The organism is Streptomyces sp. NPDC001668 (assembly GCF_042893155.1).
GTDB lineage: Bacteria > Actinomycetota > Actinomycetes > Streptomycetales > Streptomycetaceae > Streptomyces.
The window spans coordinates 74451-90902 of sequence record NZ_JBIAUQ010000012.1 but is presented as its reverse complement, the minus strand read 5'-3'; the positions used below and the strand labels follow the sequence as shown (position 1 = coordinate 90902).

Annotated in this window: 17 protein-coding genes; 8 read left to right on the top strand and 9 right to left on the bottom strand. The window is 73.0% G+C overall.

Going from position 1 to position 16452, the window contains the following annotated elements:
* Positions 1 to 381: 381 nt before the first annotated feature.
* Positions 382 to 1023: a LytR C-terminal domain-containing protein gene (locus tag ACFYZ8_RS30830; protein WP_388542164.1), complete on the bottom strand. Its 642-nt coding sequence runs from the start codon at positions 1021 to 1023 to the stop codon at positions 382 to 384.
* Between the two features lie 99 nt (positions 1024 to 1122).
* On the bottom strand, positions 1123 to 1419 hold the full coding sequence (locus ACFYZ8_RS30825) for a type II toxin-antitoxin system VapB family antitoxin (protein WP_003999914.1): 297 nt from the start codon (positions 1417 to 1419) through the stop codon (positions 1123 to 1125).
* Positions 1420 to 1589: 170 nt separating this feature from the next.
* Here ACFYZ8_RS30825 and ACFYZ8_RS30820 point away from each other — a divergent pair, with 170 nt between their 5' ends.
* The gene (locus ACFYZ8_RS30820; protein WP_388542162.1) at positions 1590 to 3143 is read left to right on the top strand and encodes a helicase HerA-like domain-containing protein; all 1554 of its coding nucleotides are present in this window, start codon (positions 1590 to 1592) and stop codon (positions 3141 to 3143) included.
* Positions 3144 to 3333: 190 nt separating this feature from the next.
* Here ACFYZ8_RS30820 and ACFYZ8_RS30815 read toward each other — a convergent pair whose 3' ends face one another.
* From ACFYZ8_RS30815 to ACFYZ8_RS30800, 4 genes are all read right to left on the bottom strand, one after another.
* Entirely contained in the window at positions 3334 to 3648 is a 315-nt protein-coding gene (locus tag ACFYZ8_RS30815; RefSeq protein WP_388542160.1) for a hypothetical protein, read from the bottom strand.
* A gap of 111 nt (positions 3649 to 3759) precedes the next feature.
* Positions 3760 to 4437, bottom strand: coding sequence for an HdeD family acid-resistance protein (locus tag ACFYZ8_RS30810; protein WP_388542158.1), 678 nt, complete (start codon positions 4435 to 4437; stop codon positions 3760 to 3762).
* A 57-nt stretch (positions 4438 to 4494) separates the two neighbouring features.
* Complete coding sequence (locus ACFYZ8_RS30805; protein ID WP_388542156.1) at positions 4495 to 5091, bottom strand: HhH-GPD-type base excision DNA repair protein; 597 nt, start codon at positions 5089 to 5091, stop codon at positions 4495 to 4497.
* A 33-nt stretch (positions 5092 to 5124) separates the two neighbouring features.
* On the bottom strand, positions 5125 to 5862 hold the full coding sequence (locus tag ACFYZ8_RS30800; protein WP_388542154.1) for a siderophore-interacting protein: 738 nt from the start codon (positions 5860 to 5862) through the stop codon (positions 5125 to 5127).
* A 75-nt stretch (positions 5863 to 5937) separates the two neighbouring features.
* Here ACFYZ8_RS30800 and ACFYZ8_RS30795 point away from each other — a divergent pair, with 75 nt between their 5' ends.
* The 5 genes from ACFYZ8_RS30795 (at position 5938) to ACFYZ8_RS30775 (ending at position 11942) form a co-directional block, all read left to right on the top strand.
* Entirely contained in the window at positions 5938 to 8127 is a 2190-nt protein-coding gene (locus ACFYZ8_RS30795; protein ID WP_388542152.1) for a penicillin acylase family protein, read from the top strand.
* 8 nt (positions 8128 to 8135) lie between these two features.
* Entirely contained in the window at positions 8136 to 8747 is a 612-nt protein-coding gene (locus tag ACFYZ8_RS30790; protein ID WP_388542150.1) for a GNAT family N-acetyltransferase, read from the top strand.
* A complete protein-coding gene (locus ACFYZ8_RS30785) occupies positions 8737 to 9204 on the top strand; it encodes a cupin domain-containing protein (RefSeq protein WP_359037473.1) in 468 nt (155 codons plus the stop codon). Before ACFYZ8_RS30790 ends, ACFYZ8_RS30785 begins: the two co-directional genes overlap by 11 nt.
* A complete protein-coding gene (locus tag ACFYZ8_RS30780) occupies positions 9201 to 9953 on the top strand; it encodes an SDR family NAD(P)-dependent oxidoreductase (RefSeq protein ID WP_388542149.1) in 753 nt (250 codons plus the stop codon). Before ACFYZ8_RS30785 ends, ACFYZ8_RS30780 begins: the two co-directional genes overlap by 4 nt.
* Positions 9954 to 10076: 123 nt before the next feature.
* A complete protein-coding gene (locus ACFYZ8_RS30775) occupies positions 10077 to 11942 on the top strand; it encodes a copper resistance CopC/CopD family protein (protein ID WP_388542148.1) in 1866 nt (621 codons plus the stop codon).
* Here ACFYZ8_RS30775 and ACFYZ8_RS30770 read toward each other — a convergent pair.
* Positions 11926 to 12753, bottom strand: coding sequence for a DUF72 domain-containing protein (locus ACFYZ8_RS30770; RefSeq protein ID WP_359037479.1), 828 nt, complete (start codon positions 12751 to 12753; stop codon positions 11926 to 11928). The two genes, ACFYZ8_RS30775 and ACFYZ8_RS30770, sit on opposite strands and share 17 nt — an antisense overlap.
* A gap of 31 nt (positions 12754 to 12784) precedes the next feature.
* Here ACFYZ8_RS30770 and ACFYZ8_RS30765 point away from each other — a divergent pair, with 31 nt between their 5' ends.
* Positions 12785 to 13564 carry an SDR family NAD(P)-dependent oxidoreductase gene (locus tag ACFYZ8_RS30765; protein WP_388542147.1) on the top strand — a complete coding sequence of 260 codons (780 nt, stop codon included), beginning with the start codon at positions 12785 to 12787 and terminating at the stop codon, positions 13562 to 13564.
* 67 nt (positions 13565 to 13631) lie between these two features.
* On the opposite strand, the gene ACFYZ8_RS30760 is transcribed toward ACFYZ8_RS30765, so the two are convergent.
* Positions 13632 to 14045, bottom strand: coding sequence for a hypothetical protein (locus ACFYZ8_RS30760; RefSeq protein ID WP_388542146.1), 414 nt, complete (start codon positions 14043 to 14045; stop codon positions 13632 to 13634).
* 120 nt (positions 14046 to 14165) lie between these two features.
* Between ACFYZ8_RS30760 and ACFYZ8_RS30755 the strand changes: the two genes are divergently transcribed.
* A complete protein-coding gene (locus ACFYZ8_RS30755) occupies positions 14166 to 15224 on the top strand; it encodes a helix-turn-helix transcriptional regulator (protein WP_359037485.1) in 1059 nt (352 codons plus the stop codon).
* Between the two features lie 224 nt (positions 15225 to 15448).
* Here ACFYZ8_RS30755 and ACFYZ8_RS30750 read toward each other — a convergent pair whose 3' ends face one another.
* Positions 15449 to 16411, bottom strand: a complete 963-nt coding sequence (locus tag ACFYZ8_RS30750) for a LysR family transcriptional regulator (RefSeq protein WP_359037487.1) — start codon at positions 16409 to 16411, stop codon at positions 15449 to 15451.
* Positions 16412 to 16452: the final 41 nt, after the last annotated feature.

Here is a 16452-nt window from a genome sequence, read left to right as displayed (position 1 = left end):
CCCCGGCCCCAATATCGCCGGGGGGGGGGGGGGGGGGGGGGGGGGGGGGTGGTTTTGGGGTTTGTTTTGGGGGGGGGGGGGGGGGGGGGGGGTGGGGGGTATCCGTCCTCGGTCCGGCGGCTCGGTCACTTGAGTAGTGCCCTGTAACGGACGCCGGCCGCTGCGGGCGGACACCCCCCACCCCGTCCCCTTCCCGCCGTACGCGGCCAACGGCCCGCGGTGGCGCGCCAGGGGGAGAGAACGGTCCGTCCCGGCGCAGGCCAACTGCAATCCCCTAGGGGCGCGGGGAACTGCGCGACCAGCCCCCACCGGCCCGCACCCGCCCGACCACCGCACCTGGCACCCCCCTAGGCGCCCCGCCCCAGCCCACCTAAGGCAAACTCAGCAACCCTTCTTGACCGCCGTACCCGTCGGCGCAGGCGAGTTCAGCGTGGCCAGGGCCTTGTCGGCGGAGGACTTCGGTGTGAGGGTTTTGAAGGCGGCCCCGATGATCAGGTCGACCTCCGCCCCCTTGCGCGTGTCCGTGCGGGTCTCCGCGGAGGCGAGCTGCGTGGCCAGGACCGGCAGGGAGGTCTTGAGGGCGGACGACGGGCCGAGAAGTATCCCCGTGCCCTTGACCTTCTTGTCGTAGGTCGCCGTCGCGTTGCCCACGTCGCCGATCTTGAAGCCCCGCTTCTTCAGTTCGTCCGCCGTCTTCTTGGCGAGCCCGCCGCGCGCCGTGGCGTTCAGGACGTTGACGGTGATCTGGTTCGGCCTGGGGAGCGGGGCCGTGGAGGGGGAGGGGGACGCGCCGGACTTCTTCACGCAGTCCGACTTGGCGCCCGCCGCGGAGGCCTCGTCCCCGCCGCCCGTGAACACGTCGATGAGCTGGAGCGTGCCCCAGCCGACCAGGCTCAGCGCGGCGACGGAGGCGACGACGCCGAGCACGAGCCTGCCGCGCCGCCGGGGCCGACGCATCCGGGGGTACTTGTCTCCCGTGATCCGGTACTTACCGCCCATGCCGGGGGGCGTCAGCATGCTCATGGGCGCAGCGTAGTGCGCCCGGGCGGCGATTCCTACTAGATGATCATTGACCGCCACGCAGGAGAACCCGAAAGGGTCAAACCTTTACAGCGTGGTCACTCAGTCCAGCTCGAGCACGCGCGCGTGCAGCACCTGTCGCTGCTGGAGCGCCGCCCGCACCGCGCGGTGGAGGCCGTCCTCCAGGTACAGGTCGCCCTGCCACTTCACGACGTGCGCGAACAGGTCGCCGTAGAACGTCGAGTCCTCGGCGAGCAGGGTTTCGAGGTCGAGTTGGCCCTTGGTCGTCACCAGCTGATCGAGGCGGACCGGGCGCGGTGCGACGTCCGCCCACTGCCGGGTGCTTTCCCGGCCGTGGTCGGGGTACGGCCGGCCGTTTCCGATGCGCTTGAAGATCACACGGAAAGCCTACCGGTCAAGACCTTCCGGGCGCAGCCATGGCGGGCGAGTGCGACGCTGGAAAAAAGGCGTGAAACGGGGCGTAGTGGGAGCAGGGGTTTGGTGTGAGCGAGCGAAAGACCCCATCGGAGGGCGTCCAGGGGGCCGCCGCGGGAACTGCCGACCGGTCCATGCCGGAGGCACAGTCCGGCTCTGCCGCGCTGCCCCGGGAGGCCCTGGAGATCGCCTCCGGCTACGCCTTCGCGGGGCCCGCCCTCGATCTGGGGGCACTGCTGTGGGACGGCGTCTGTCTGCCGGACGCGCAGGTCAGGATCCCGCTGCCGATGCTCAACCGGCACGGGCTGGTCGCGGGTGCCACCGGCACCGGCAAGACCAAGACGCTCCAGCTCATCGCCGAGCAGCTGTCGGCGCAGGGGGTTCCGGTCTTCCTCGCCGACATCAAGGGCGATGTCTCGGGGATCTCCCAGCCGGGTCTGCGGAACGAGAAGGTGCAGGCCAGGGCCGCGGACGTGCACCAGACCTGGGCCGCTCGCGGGTTTCCCGCCGAGTTCTACGCGCTCGGCGGCATCGGGCACGGCATCCCCGTCCGGGCCACCGTCACCAGCTTCGGGCCGGTGCTGCTGTCCAAGGTGCTCCAGCTCAACCAGACGCAGGAGCAGTCCCTCGCCCTGATCTTCCACTACGCCGACCAGAAGGGGCTGGAACTGGTCGACCTGAAGGACCTGCGGGCCGTCGTCGCCTTCCTGACCTCCGAGGAGGGGAAGGCGGAGCTGAAGAACATCGGCGGGCTGTCCACCGCCACGGCCGGAGTGATCCTCAGGTCCCTGACCGCCTTCGAGGCGCAGGGCATGGCCGACTTCTTCGGGGAGCCGGAGTTCGACACCGCCGAACTGCTGCGGACGGCCGACGACGGGCGCGGGCTGGTGTCCGTCCTGGAGCTGGCCGCCGTACAGGACCGGCCGCGGCTCTTCTCGACGTTCCTGATGTGGCTGCTCGCCGATCTGTTCCACGAGCTGCCCGAGGTCGGTGACGTGGACAGGCCGAAGCTCGTCTTCTTCTTCGACGAGGCGCATCTGCTCTTCGACGGGGCCTCGAAGGCCTTTCTCGAATCCCTGACCCAGACCGTCCGGCTCATTCGCTCGAAAGGGGTCGGCGTCTTCTTCGTCACGCAGACCCCGAAGGACGTACCCGCCGACGTCCTCGCCCAGCTCGGCAACCGCGTCCAGCACGCCCTGCGGGCCTTCACCCCCGACGACCAGAAGGCGCTCAAGGCGACCGTGAAGACCTTCCCCGACTCCGCGTACGACCTGGAGGAGCTGCTCACCGGGCTCGGCACCGGAGAGGCCGTCGTCACGGTGCTGAGCGAAAGAGGCGCTCCCACGCCCGTCGCGGCGACCCGGCTGCGGGCCCCGGAGTCCCTCATGGGGCCCGTGGACACCGGTGCCCTGGACGCGGCGGTCGCGGCCTCGCCGCTGCACGGGCGTTACGCACAGGCTGTGGACAGGGAGTCGGCCTACGAGAAGCTCGGCTCGCGCGGCGCCAAGGGCCCGGACGAGATGAAGGCCCGGCCTCGGCCGGAGCCGCCCGCTCGTCAGGAGGATCCCTCCGTCGTCGAGCAGGTCGTCGGCAGCGGCGTGTTCACGTCCCTCGCGCGATCGCTGGGCACACAGCTCGGGCGGGAGATCACCCGCTCGCTCTTCGGTACGGCCCGGAGGAGGCGGTAGGCCCGCCTCCTCCGGAGGGTCAGCCGCGCTTCTCCTCTCTCACCGGCGGCTTCTTCTTCGTGCTCTGCGGTTTCGGCGCGCTGCGCGCGGCCTCCGCGCGCAGCAGGGCGCGCAGGACCGCGTACGGGTCGGTGGGCATGACGGTGTTCCTCGCGTGAGTGCTGATCGGGCCTGGCGGAAGCGGGCTCCGTCAGCAGCGCAGGACCACGGAACGCAGGGCGGGCAGCGCGTACGGCGGCCGCGGCGGCGCCGGGAGGGGGCGGTCGGCCGGTGCTCCGGGGGCCGGCTCCGGTCGGGGAGCGGGACGCAGCCGTACGGTCGCGCGGTGGACGGTCCGGGCCGGTGGCCGCAGGGCCGTGTCGAGGACGTCCTGCTCGGCGGTCTCACCGGCCACGACGTGGGCCGCGTGGATCTGGGCGGGGGCGCCCGGGACCAGCAGGGCCAGGAGCAGCACGAGCGCGCGCAGCCAGGTGTGGCGGTGCGGGGGGCGTCGTACGGTGCTCACGCAGGTCGTCTCCCCCTCCGACGCGCCTGTTTCATCACTTCGGCCGTGGGATTCACCCGGTCGCAGCAGTCCTTGTGCCGAGGTGTGCCGGCGACCGCCGTGGGCACGCCTTCACACCGTCCGCGGCACCTGCCGGGCCCGGGTGCGGATGCTGAGCGCGGTGACGATCTCCACGGCTCCGACGACGACCAGCCAGACGCCGCCGACCAGGGTGAGGACGGCGACCGACTCGAAGGGGGAGTCGATCAGCACGATCCCGGCGACGAAGGTGAGCGCCCCGAGGAAGATCTGCCAGCCGCGGGCCGGCATCGAGCGGTCGGAGGCGGCGGCCAAGGTCTGGGTGATGCCGCGGATCAGCCAGCCGATCCCGATCCACAGGGCGAGCAGCAGGATCGACCGCATGGGGCCGCGCAGACAGAACAGGCCCAGCAGGATCGACAGCGTGCCGCTGATGAAGGCCAGGACGCGCAGGGCGGTCGTCTTGTGCGTACCGAAGGCCGCGATCAGCTGGAAGACGCCGCTGATCAGGAGGTAGACACCGAAGAGGACACCGGCCGCGAGCAGGGAGGCGCCGGGCCAGATCAGGACCAGGACGCCCAGGATCAGGGAGGCGGCCCCGGTGAGCAGGACGACCTGCACGGCGGCCTGGGCGAGGGCGTGCAGGGGGCCTTCGAGGGGCGGTTCGGGCGCGTGCGCCGCGGTGCCCGGCGGATGGCCCGCGTGGACCTTGCGGTCGTCGGAACCGTCGTGGAAGCGGTGGTCCTCGAAGCGGTCGTCGAACTCGGTCATGATCCATGCTGGGACCGGCCTGGACCGCGCCGCCACCGGGGCGGGCCACCCGGCTGACTAGGACTTCCCGGCCGCCCTCGCCGCCTTCGCCGCCGCCTTCATCTCCTGCTTGTGGGCGCGGACCTTGGTCAGCGACTCGGGCCCGGTGATGTCGGCGACGGACCGGAAGGACTCCGGTTCGCCGTAGGCGCCCGCGGCCTCCCGCCAGCCCCCCGGCTGCACGCCGAGCTGCTTGCCCAGCAGCGCCAGGAAGATCTGCGCCTTCTGCTTCCCGAACCCGGGCAGCTCCTCCAGGCGGCGCAGCAGCTCGCGACCGTCGTCCACGCCCTTCCAGACCAGCTCGGCCTCGCCGTCGTAGTGCTCGACGAGGTACTGGCACAGCTGCTGGATCCGCTTGGCCATCGAACCGGGGTAGCGGTGCACGGCCGGCTTCTCGGAGAGCAGCGCGACGAACGCCTCCGGGTCCTGCGCGGCGATGTCGTGCGCGTCGAGGTCGCTCGCGCCGAGGCGGTCCGCGATGGTGCGGGGGCCCTTGAACGCCCACTCCATCGGGACCTGCTGGTCCAGCAGCATCCCGACCAGCGCGGCGAGCGGGGAGCGGCCGAGGAGTTCGTCGGCCTCGGGGTCCTGGGCGAGGTGCAGGGTGACGTCCATGACCCCGATCATGCCTGCGCCGGCGGCGCGCCTCTACCGGGAGCCGGCGGGCTGGTCCCTCCAGTAGCCGAGCGCGTTCACCCGCTCCTTGGGGACACCGAGGTCCTTGCGGACGTACGACGACAGGGTCCTGGTGGTCGCGGTGTCGCAGGCGATCCAGACGTACGCGTCCGGGTGGCGCTCGATCAGGCCGGGCAGGTCCGCCTTCACCTGGGCGACCAGGTGGGCCCCGGAGTCGAGGCGGAGGACCCGGCGGACCTCGTGGCGGGACGGGTCGGTGCGGAAGGGCAGGTCCTCGTCGCCGCCCTCGAACCAGACGGTCGCGGGGGAGGAGTCCAGGGTGCCGAGGAGGGAGTTGAGGGCGGGCAGGGAGGCCGGGTCGCCGACGGCGAAGACATGGGTGGGCTCGGGGTCGGGGCGGTCGAAGCCGGTGCCGTGGACGGTGGCCTCGATGGTGTCGCCGGGCTTCGCCGTCCGGGCCCAGTCGCTGGCGACGCCGTCGTGCAGGGCGAACTCCAGGGTGAACGTGCCCTTCTCGGGGTCCGGGTCGACCAGGGTGTAGGCACGCTGGTGCGGTTTGCCGGCGGCGGAGAACCACAGGCGCACCCACATCGTCGGGTGGACGCCGGTGACGGCGAGCATCCCGCCGTCGGTGAGGGACACCCGCCGGTAGGCGTCGGTGACGTCCTCGGCGCCGGTCACGGTGCACACGAAGTCCTTCGCCCGCAGCAGTCGCAGGACCGCTCCCTCCCAGCCGTGCCCCTGCCCCATGGCGTTTCACCCTTCGCGTACGATTCCCCCACCAGAACTTAGGTAAGCCTAACTTAAAGGGAAGCGGGTTCGAGGGTGAGCATCGAGATCTACCGCGACGCCTGGGGGGTCCCCCATCTCCGCGCGGGCAGCGCGGTCGAACTCGCCCGCGCCCAGGGCCGGATCACCGCCCGCGACCGCGCCTGGCAGCTGGAGGTCGAACGGCACCGCGCGCAGGGCACCTCGGCCGCGTTCCTCGGCGCCGGGGCCCTGTCCTGGGACATCCTCGCGAGGCGGGCCCGTCTGGAGGACACGGCGAGACGCTGCTTCGGCGCGCTGGAGAGACAGGACCCGGAGACGGCCGAGTGGGTGCGGGCGTACGTGGACGGGGTGAACGAGGAACTGCCGGGCACCGCGGCCCCGGAGTTCGCCCGCACCGGCCTCGCCCCCGGGCGCTGGGAGCCCTGGACGCCGCTCGGCGTCTGGCTCGCCACCCACATCCTGTTCGCCGGCTTCCCGGCCAAGCTCTGGCGGGACGAGGCGATACGGCACCTGGGCCCGGACGCGGTCGGCCTGTTCGCCGCCGACGGCCCGGGCACCTCCGGCAGCAACGGCTGGCTGGTCGCCGGCGCCCGCACCACCACCGGGCACGCCGTCCTGGCCGGCGACCCGCACCGCTACATCGAGGACCCCGGCGTCTACCAGCAGATCCATCTGGCCTGCCCCGAGTTCGACGTCATCGGCCTCGCCGTGCCCGGCGTCCCCGGCATCGCCCACTTCGGGCACACCGGCACCGTCGCCTGGTCCATCACCAACGCCATGGCCGACTACCAGGACCTGTACCGCGAGCGACTGCGCCGCACGGGGGCCGGTGTGGAGGCCCTCGGCCCGGACGGCCGCTGGCACCGCGCCGGCCGCCACACCGAGACCGTCGAGGTGGCGGGGGAGGCCCCGGTCGAGATCGAGGTGATCGAGACCGGGCGCGGACCGGTGATCGCGGGCGGCCCGGAGGGGCTGGAGGCGGGAGTGCTGGAGGGGTTCGACGAGGGAGTGCCGGAGGAGTTCGACGAGGGAGTGCCGGAGGAGTTCGACGAGGGAGTGCCGGAGGGCTCGGAGACCGGAGTGCCGGACACGGAACGGCAGGTCCTCGCGGGCCCGCCCGTGGCCCTCGCCCTCCGCTACCCGCCCCGCGTCACCGAGGACCTCGGCTTCAGCGCCCTCCTCCCCCTGCTCCGCGCCCGCAGCACCGCCGACGTGGACCGGGCGTTCGACCGGTGGGCCGAGCCGGTGAACGTCGTCCAGGCCGCCGACACCGAGGGCGGCCTGCTGCACCGGGTCGCCGGCCGGGTCCCCGTGCGCGCGGAGGCCAACCGGCTCCGCCCCGTCCCCGCCTGGGAGCCCGGGCACGACTGGCGGGGCTGGCACGACACCCCCCGCGCCGGTCTCACCGACGGCATCGCCGTGATGGCCAACCAGCGCGGCCCCGCCACCCCGCTCGGCGTCGAGTTCGCCCCGCCGCACCGGGCGGACCGCATCACCGCCCTGCTGCGGGAGAAGGAGCGGTGGTCGGCCGCCGACATGCCGTCGATCCACACGGACACCCATCTCGCCTCGGCACAGCCCCTGCTGGATCACATCGAGGCCCTGGAGGGCCTGAGCCCCGAGGCCGGGTCCGTGAGAAAGGCGATCCTGCGCTGGGATCGCCGTATGGACGCGAGCAGCCGGGAGGCCGCCCTCTACGCCGCCGTACGCGGCGCGGTCGTACGACGGCTCGCCGCGCACCCCGCCTTCGCGGCCCTGACCAGCCCGCCCGCCTACCCCGACATCCTCCTGCCCTGGCTCGGTCTCGTCCCCCGCATCGCCTTCGCGCTCGAACACCTGCTGCGCGCCGAGGAGTTGTACGGCATCGACCGCGCCGCGACCGTGCGGGCCGCCGTGGCGGAGGTGGCCGCCGAGCCGCCGCACGGCACCTGGGGCGACACCCACCGTCTCGCCCCCTGGCAGGCGCTCCCCGACAGCGCGTGGGACGCCCCCGCCCTCTCCGGAGACCACGACTGCGTCCTGTGCACCTCCGCGGTGCCCGGGCTCACCGACCTCGCCGCGCGTGGCCCGGCCGCACGTTACGTCTGGGACCTGGCCCGCCGCGAGGACAGTCTCTGGGTGGTTCCGCTGGGCGCCTCCGGCACGCCCGGCTCACCCCACCACCGTGACCAACTCCCCCTGTGGGTCAGGGGAGATCTCGTACCGGTCGAAACCGACTGGCAGCGGCTGAAGAAGGAAGACTGAGGAGACCGATGTCCGACACCCCCACCCGTGAAGCGGTCCACACCCAGGAGGTGGACGGCTTCGGCACCGTCCGCGTCCTGCGACTCGACCCGCACGCCGACGCCGCGACCGTGCACGCCTGGGTGCGCGAGGAACGGGCCGCGTTCTGGGGCATGAACGGCCTCACCCAGCAGCAAGTGGCCGACACCTACGCCCACTTGGACACCCTCGACACCCACCACGCCTATCTGCTGGAGAAGGACGGCGAACCGGCCGGACTCCTGCAGACCTACGAGCCGGAGGCCGACCGCGTCAGCGAGTGCTACCCCGTCGAACCCGGTGACATCGGCATCCACCTGCTGCTCCGGCCCCCCGGCCCGCACGGCAGCCGTCCCGGCTGGTCGAAGGCCCTGTTGTCCGCCGTGGCCTCCTACGTGCTGCTGGGCCTGGACAACAAGCGGGTCGTGGTCGACCCCGACGTGCGCAACGAGAAGGCCATCGCCCGTTTCCTGAAGCAGGGCTTCGTGGCCGGGGACGCGGTCGTGCTGCCGGAGATCGACCTCCCCGACGTGCAACTGCCCGAGAAGCACGCCCAACTGGCCTTTCTGACAAGGGAGGTAGCCTTCCCGGGTGACGCCTGACGACCTCGTCGCCCACTACGGCCTGGAACCCATCCCGCGTGAGGGCGGGCTCTTCCGGCAGACCTGGGCCGGAACGGAACGCGCCGACGGAAGGCCGCACGGCACGGCGATCGTCGCCCTCCTCACCGCGGACGACTACTCCGCCCTGCACCGCCTGCCCAGCGACGAGATCTGGCACCACTACCTCGGCGACCCGCTGGACCTCCTGCTCCTCGCCCCGGACGGCACGGCGGCCACCGCCGTCCTGGGCCCGGACATACGCGAGGGCCAGCACCCCCAGTTCACCGTGCCCGCGGGCACCTGGATGGGGGCCCGCACCCGCGGCGCGTGGACCTTCTTCGGCTGCACCATGGCACCCGGCTTCACCTACGAGGACTACGAGCACGGGAACGCCGCCGAGCTGACGGCGCGTTATCCCTCCGAGGCGGCGCGGATCGCGGGACTGTGCCGCCCATGAGACTCCTGGAAGGGCAGGTCGCCCTCGTCACGGGCGCGGGCGGCGGCATCGGGCGGGGGATCGCGCTGCGGTTCGCCGAGCAGGGCGCCGCGGTCGCGCTCCACTGCCGTACGGCGGTGGCGGCGGCGCGTGAAGCGGCGTCCCGGATCAAGGACTCGGGCGCCCGGGCCGTCGTACTGGAAGCGGATCTGCGGGACGAGGACGCGTGCCGGCGGCTGGTCCGGGAGGCCGCCGCGTGGGGCGGTGGGCTGACCGCGCTGGTCAACAACGCGGGCGTGCAGCCCGTCCGACCGCTGCCCGGGATGACGGCGGCGGAGTGGCGGGCCGTCGTGGACACCAACCTCACCAGCGTCTTCGCGTGCACGCAGGCGGCGGCCGAGGTCATGGGCCCGGGCGGGGCCGTGACCCACATCGCGTCCATCGAGGCGGGGCATCCCGCACCCGGGCACGCCCACTACTCCGCCGCCAAGGCCGCGATCGTGGCGCACGCGCGGGCGGCGGCCCTGGAGTACGGCCCGCGCGGCCTCCGCGTCAACACGGTCTCGCCCGGGCTGATCGACCGGGAGGGGCTGGGGGAGGCCTGGCCGGAGGGGGTCGAGCGGTGGGAGAGGCAGGCGCCGCTGGGGCGGCTCGGGCGGCCCGAGGACGTGGCCGACGCGTGCGTGTTCCTCGCCTCGCCGCTCGCGTCCTGGGTCACAGGGCAGGACCTGGTCGTGGACGGCGGGATGTCCGCGCGGCCGACCTGGTGAGCGCTCCGGGGTCCGCGTCCGTACCTATCGGGAAGACCGCGAGCCCAGGTACGGAGTAGTGACGTGAGGTGTGAGCGTGCAGGCAGCAGCGCAGGCCGGCGAAGGCGGGGACTTCAAGGGCTGGTGCTGCTGGGCGGCGTGCTGGTCCTGCTCCTCTTCGGCGGCGCCGGAGCGGCGTCGGCCCACGCCGCCCTCCGGTCCACCGACCCCGGGGACGGGACCGTCCTCAAGTCCGCCCCCCGCGACATCACCCTGACCTTCACCGAGTCCGTCGGCCTCCTCGACGACTCCTTCCGGGTGCTCGGACCCGACGGCAAGCGCCTGAAGGCCGGCGAGGCCGGACACGGGCCGTCCGGCTCGGACACGGCCCGTGTCACCCTGCCGGCCAAGCTCGCCCAGGGCACCTACACGGTGGCCTGGCGCGTGGTCTCGGCCGACAGCCACCCGGTCTCCGGCGCCTTCACCTTCTCCGTCGGCAAACCCTCCCCGGCCATCGTGGTCCCGGACACCGGCCCGACCGAGGACCCGGCCACGGAGAGCCTGTTCAACATGGGCCGCTACCTGGCCTACCTGGCCGTCGCCCTGCTCATCGGCACCGCCGTCTTCCTCACCGCCTGCCAGCCGCCCGAGCCGTCCCGCCTGCGCCCGCTGCTGTGGGCGGGCTGGGGCACCCTGCTCGGCTCGACGCTGTTCCTGCTGGTGCTGCGGGCGCCGTACGAGTCGGGAGCGGGCCCGGCCGCCGCGTTCTCCCTGAAGGCCTTCGAACGCACCCTCACCACCCGCCCCGGCGAGGCCCTCCTGGTCCGCCTGGCGCTGCTGCTGGTCGCGTACTTCTTCGTCGTACGACTGCCGCGGCTCGGCGGCGAGTCGAGGCTGCCGCGCGCGTGGCAGGCGGCGGGCGGGATGCTCGCCGTGGGTCTCGCGCTGACCTGGGCCGCCGCCGAGCACGCCTCCGCCGGGATCCAGGTGCCGGTGGCGATGACGTCCGCGGTGCTGCACGTCCTGGCGATGGCCGTCTGGCTGGGCGGCCTCGCGGCCCTGCTCACCCTTCTGCACCGGGCCCCCTCGCAGCTCCCGGCCGCCGTCGTCGCCCGCTTCTCCCGCCTGGCCTTCGCCTCCGTGACCGTCCTCGTCGCCACCGGCGTCTACCAGTCCTGGCGCGGCCTCGGCTCCTGGGGCGCGGTCACCGGCACGACGTACGGCCACCTGCTCGTCCTCAAGCTGCTCGCGGTGACGCTGCTGCTGGCGGCGGCGAGGCTGTCGCGGCGGTGGACGGGACGGCTGGTGACGGTGGCGGCGGATGCGGATGCGCGGGCGGATGCGAAGGCGGTGACGGCCGCGGGGGAGGTGCGGGCGCAGACGGTCGTACGGGAGAAGGTGGCCGAGCGGGTGGGCGGCCCGTCGTCGCCCTCGGAACCGGCGCCCGCCACCCCCGAACCGACTGAACCGACCGCACCGGCTGCCTCGGAACCCGCGCCCGCCGCCCCCGAACCGGCCGCCCCGGCCTACCGGCACGGTCTGCGCCGTTCGGTCCTCGCCGAGGTGGCCGTCGGGGTCGTGGTCCTGGTGCTGAGCACCGTGCTGAGCGGCACGCTGCCCGGCCGGGCGCAGGCCGAGGCGGCCGAGGCGGGACCGGCCACGGGCGGACTGCCCGCCGCGTCCCTGACCGAGCTCCCCTTCGCCGTGGGGGGTGCCTCCGGCAAGGTGCAGGTCACCCTCGACCCGGGCCGCACCGGCGACAACTCGGTCCAGGCCATCGTCTACGCGGCCGACGGAGGCCTCGCCACGGTCCCCGAACTCCGGCTCTCCTTCACCCTCCCGGCGAAGCAGATCGGCCCCATCGACGCCCATGTGAAGAACAGGGGCGGCTACTGGGGCACGAACGACCTCACCCTGCCCCTCCCGGGCGACTGGCGGATGAAGGCGACCATCAGGGTCTCCGACGTCGACCAGATCAGTGTGACCAGGACGGTCAGGATCGTGGGCTGAGCAGGTCGGCCATGGTCTCGGCGGCGTGTACGGCGGCTGCTCCGCAGCAGTTGTTGAACAGGACGTGGAGCTCGTCGACCTGCCCGGCCAGAGCGCGCAACCGCGGTACCCACTCGGCGAGTTCGGCGCGCGAGTAGGCGTACCGGAAACGGTCCTCCTTGCTGCCGCGCCCCCAGGAGGTGCTGCGTCCGTGGAAGCGCACCACGGACAGCCGGGGCGCGGTGACGGGGGTGACCGGAGGCAGGGAGGCGGGCAGGTGCTGGGCCATGTCCACACCGACGGCCGCGAAGCCGTACTTGCCGAGCAGTGCGCGGGTGAGATCCTCCTGCCCCTCCTCCCACCAGGACGGATGCCGGAACTCCACATGGACGGGCCAGCCCTCGGTGCGCTGCGCGGTCTCCTCCAGGAACCGCTCCGCCCGCGAGCCCGGCCGCAGCCACGGCGGGAACTGGAACAGCACCCCGCCGAGCCGCCCGGCCTGACGTAACGGCCCGATCCCGGCGGCGAACCGCGCCCACACCTCGTCCAGGGGCACGTCGGCGAGGGCGGCCTGCTTCACCGGATGCCCGGTGAGCGAGGCGTACGCCTTCACGTCGAACACGAACCCCGCGGGCGTACGCTCCACCCACAGAAGGCTGTTGCGCTCACTGGGCAGGGCGTAGAAGGTGCCGTCCACCTCCACCACCGGGAACCGCTCGGCGTAGTACCGCAGCCGCCCCTCGGCGTCCCGCCGCCCCGGCGGATACCAGCCGCTGCGGACGAGCGCGGGATCGGTCCAGGAGCAGGTGCCGACGAGGATGCGGGTGGTCATGGGGAGCCGGGTACCGCCTTAGGGTTCGGCCATGACTTCCCAGGCGTATCTCTCCCAACTCTTCTCGCTGGAAGGCCGCGTGGCACTGGTGACCGGCGGGAGCTCGGGCATCGGCAGGGCGATCGCGGGGGCGTTGGCGCGGGCGGGGGCGAGCGTGGTGATCGTGGCTCGCAGGACGGCGGAACTGGCCGCGGCTGCCGACGAGTTGACGTCCGGCGGCTGCCGGGTCGGCTGGGTGAGCGGCGACTTGAGCACGAGAGACGGGGTGCGTACGGCGGCGGAGGCGGCCGCCGCCGTGTTCGGTGAGCCGGACATCCTGGTCAACTCCGCCGGGATCAACCTGCGTCCACCGATGACCGACCTCACCGACGCGGTGTGGGACACCACCATGGCGGTCAACCTGGAGGCCCCCTACCTCCTCGGCCAGCGCTTCGGCCCCGGCATGGCCGCGCGCGGCTTCGGCCGGATCATCCACATCACGTCCCAGCAGGCTCACCGCGCCTTCGTCCAGAGCGGCGCCTACGGCGTCTCCAAGGGCGGCCTGGAGTCCCTGGCCCGCTCCCAGGCCGAGGCCTGGTCCCCGCACGGCGTCACCTGCAACACCCTCGTCCCCGGCTTCGTCCTGACCCCCCTCAACGCCCGCCTGGCCGACGACCCCGAGCAGGTCGCGTCCCTGGCCGCCCGCACGATGACCGGCCGCAACAGCGTCCCGGAGGACTTCGCGGGCGCGGCGGTGTTCCTCGCGAGCGGGGCCTCGGCCTATGTCACGGGGCAGTCGATCTTCGTGGACGGGGGGTTGTCGGTGCACTGAGCCGTCCCCGTCCCCGTCCCCGTCCCCGTCCCCGTCCCTCGTTTTTTCCGCCCCCCGGGCCGTCCGGTCACCCGGCGGAGCAGAGACCGTCCGTCGGGCAGAACATGGCCCACACGGCGTTGTAGCCGGCGCGCACGGTCAGGGAGGCCGGATCGACGCTGCCGTTGGTGTAGGAGCCCGGGTCGGGTGTGGCGGTGAAGGTGACGGTGGTGCCGACCGGGAAGCGCGCCTCGCACGGGCCGGTCGAGCCCGCCGGGGGCTCCTCTCCGCTGTAGGGGTCCCAGGCCGTCGTGTGGCAGCTGATCCCGGCGGGTCTGCTGGTGACCGTGCCACCGCCCCAGCCGTCGATCCACGCGTACACCGTGCTCTGCTGGGTCACCGTGGGGGCCTGGGCCCCGGCCGGTGCGGCGGTGGCGAGCCCGGCCGCGGCGGCGAGCGCGGCGGCGGCCAGGACGACGGGGATTCTCGAGGTCGTGCTCATCGGTGGCTCCTCGGTCGCTGACTTCCGACGCTTCTGACCCCTCCCATGCTTGACCTGGTACGCAGCCCGGCCCATCCCATAAATGTGGGGAATCCCGAGACACGCTCGTACGCTCGAATCATGGCCGTTCCTGCCCTTCCCGCCGTTCCGTACGCGCGGTGGCACGAGCGGATCGTCCGTATCTGCGAGGCGGGCGGCGACTCCCGGACCCTGCGCGAACGGCTCCTCGGCGCACTGCGGACCACCGTCGGCTTCGACGCCCACGCCTTCCTCCTCACCGACCCCGAGACCGCGGTCGGCTGGTCCCCGGTCGCCGACGTGCCCTGCCCCGCGGAACTGCCGGCCCTCACCCGCCTCGGATACCTGACCAGGGCGAACCGCTGGACGACCCTCGACGGAGTGGCCCTGCTGAGCGAACTCCCCGACCCCGCCGACAGCTGCCTGTGGCGCGAGCTGCTGCGCGACCACGGCGTCCGGGACATCGCCTCGCTGGTCTTCAAGGACCGCTTCGGCTGCTGGGGCCACCTCGACCTGTACCGCCACGGCCGCCCCTTCAGCGCCGCCGAGACCGCCTGCCTGGCCCGCCTGACCGCCCCGGTGACCAGGGCGCTGCGCCGCAGTCAGGCCGACACCTTCGTCGTACGGCCACCCCACGCGCGGCTGCCGAGCCCGCTGGCCCTGCTGCTCGACCCCGACCTGCGGGTGCTCGCCCAGACCCCGGCCACCTCGTCCTGCCTGAGCCGCCTGGTGCCGCCCGGGGACGGCCGGCCCGCGGGGCACGCCTGCGTGTACGACGTCGCCGCCCAGCTGCTGGCCGTCGAGGAGGGCGTCGACACCCACCCGCCCCGCTCCCGGGTCCACCTCGCGGACGGCCTGTGGCTGACCCTGAGCGCGGCCCGCATCCGCGGCGTGCTGCCCTCGGAACGCCGCCACAGCATCGCCGTCACGATCGTCGAGACCTCCCCGGCGGAACGGCTCGCCCTCTTCGCCAGATCCTTCGCCCTGAGCCCCCGCGAGACCGACGTACTGCACCACCTGGCGAACGGCGGCGACAGCCACATGGTGGCCGACCACATGTCCCTCTCGACCCATACGGTCCAGGACCACCTCAAGTCGATCTTCGCGAAGACGGCGACGAACAATCGGGTGATGTTGCTGGCTCGGGTGTTGGGGGCGTGAGGGTGGGGTCAGGTGAGGGCCGGCGGGTGGGGCCTCTGCGGGTGGGGGCTCCTGCTTGGAGGGGGGCCCGCCTCACGAGGCCCGTCGGCGCCGACCGGGACGGCAGTTCGGTCTCGCGGTGGACGGCCGACAGGTGGCTCTCGACCGTGCGGTCGCTGAGGAACGGTCGCTGAGGAACGGTCGCTGAGGAACGGTCGCTGAGGAACGGTCGCTGAGGAACAGGGTCAGAGGGGCGGGGGCAGCAGCCCCCTCCCCTCCAGCCACTCCCGGTACACCCCCGCCCGCCGCACCTCCGTCCAGTACGCCTTGGTGAGCGCGTCGTGCAGCACCGGCGCATGCTCGGCGAGGGGACTGCCGGCCGCCCACACCAGCCGTTGCCGCACACCCATCGGGTCCCCGGCCAGCGGCCGTGCGACGACACCCTCCCGCTCGGTCACCAGCGGGTGCGCGAGAGCGACCCCGTGACCCCGCCCGACCAGCGGGAACACCACGCTCGCGCTCAGCCGCTGCACCCGGCGCGGTACGAACCCGGCCCGTCGGCATGCGGCCCGGAACTGCGCCCGCATCCGTACGTCCTTGTTCTCCCCGACGAGCCAGGCCTCGCCGGAGAGGGCGGAGAGAGGGATGTCGGGGCGGGCGGCGAGCGGGTGCCGTTCGGAGATCAGCACGAAGACGGGTTCCTCGGCGAGGACGGCGTCGCTGAGCCCGGGGCGCAACGCCAGCTCGTACTCCGGGTAGTCCACTACCAGGCCGAAGTCGAGCCGCCCTGAGGCGAGCAGTTCGAGCTGCTCCTCCTCCGTGTCGCAGGTGTGCAGGGTGATCTCGGCCCGGGGGAGCAGATGCTGCGCGGTCGTCACCAGCAAGGCGGTGAGGGGGCCCGGGAGCGAGCCGAGCCGCAGGGCGGTCAGGTCGGAGTCCTCGGGCCCCCGCTGCCGTACGTCACGCATGAGGTCCTCGTGGGCTGTGAGGATGCCGTGCGCGTGCGCCAGCACCATCGCGCCGAACGCCGTGGGCCGGGAGCCGCCACCGTCCCGCACGAACAGCGAACCGCCCAACATGCGCTCGATGCGCTGGAGTTGGGCGGTCAGGGAGGGCTGGGTGAAGCCGAGGGCCGCAGCGGCACGCGTGATGGAGCCGGCCTCGGCGATCGCGTTCAGGACGCGTAAGTGGCGGACCTCCAGATCCATAGCGCGATGTTATGGGCGGTTGGGAGTATCCGGAAGATCGC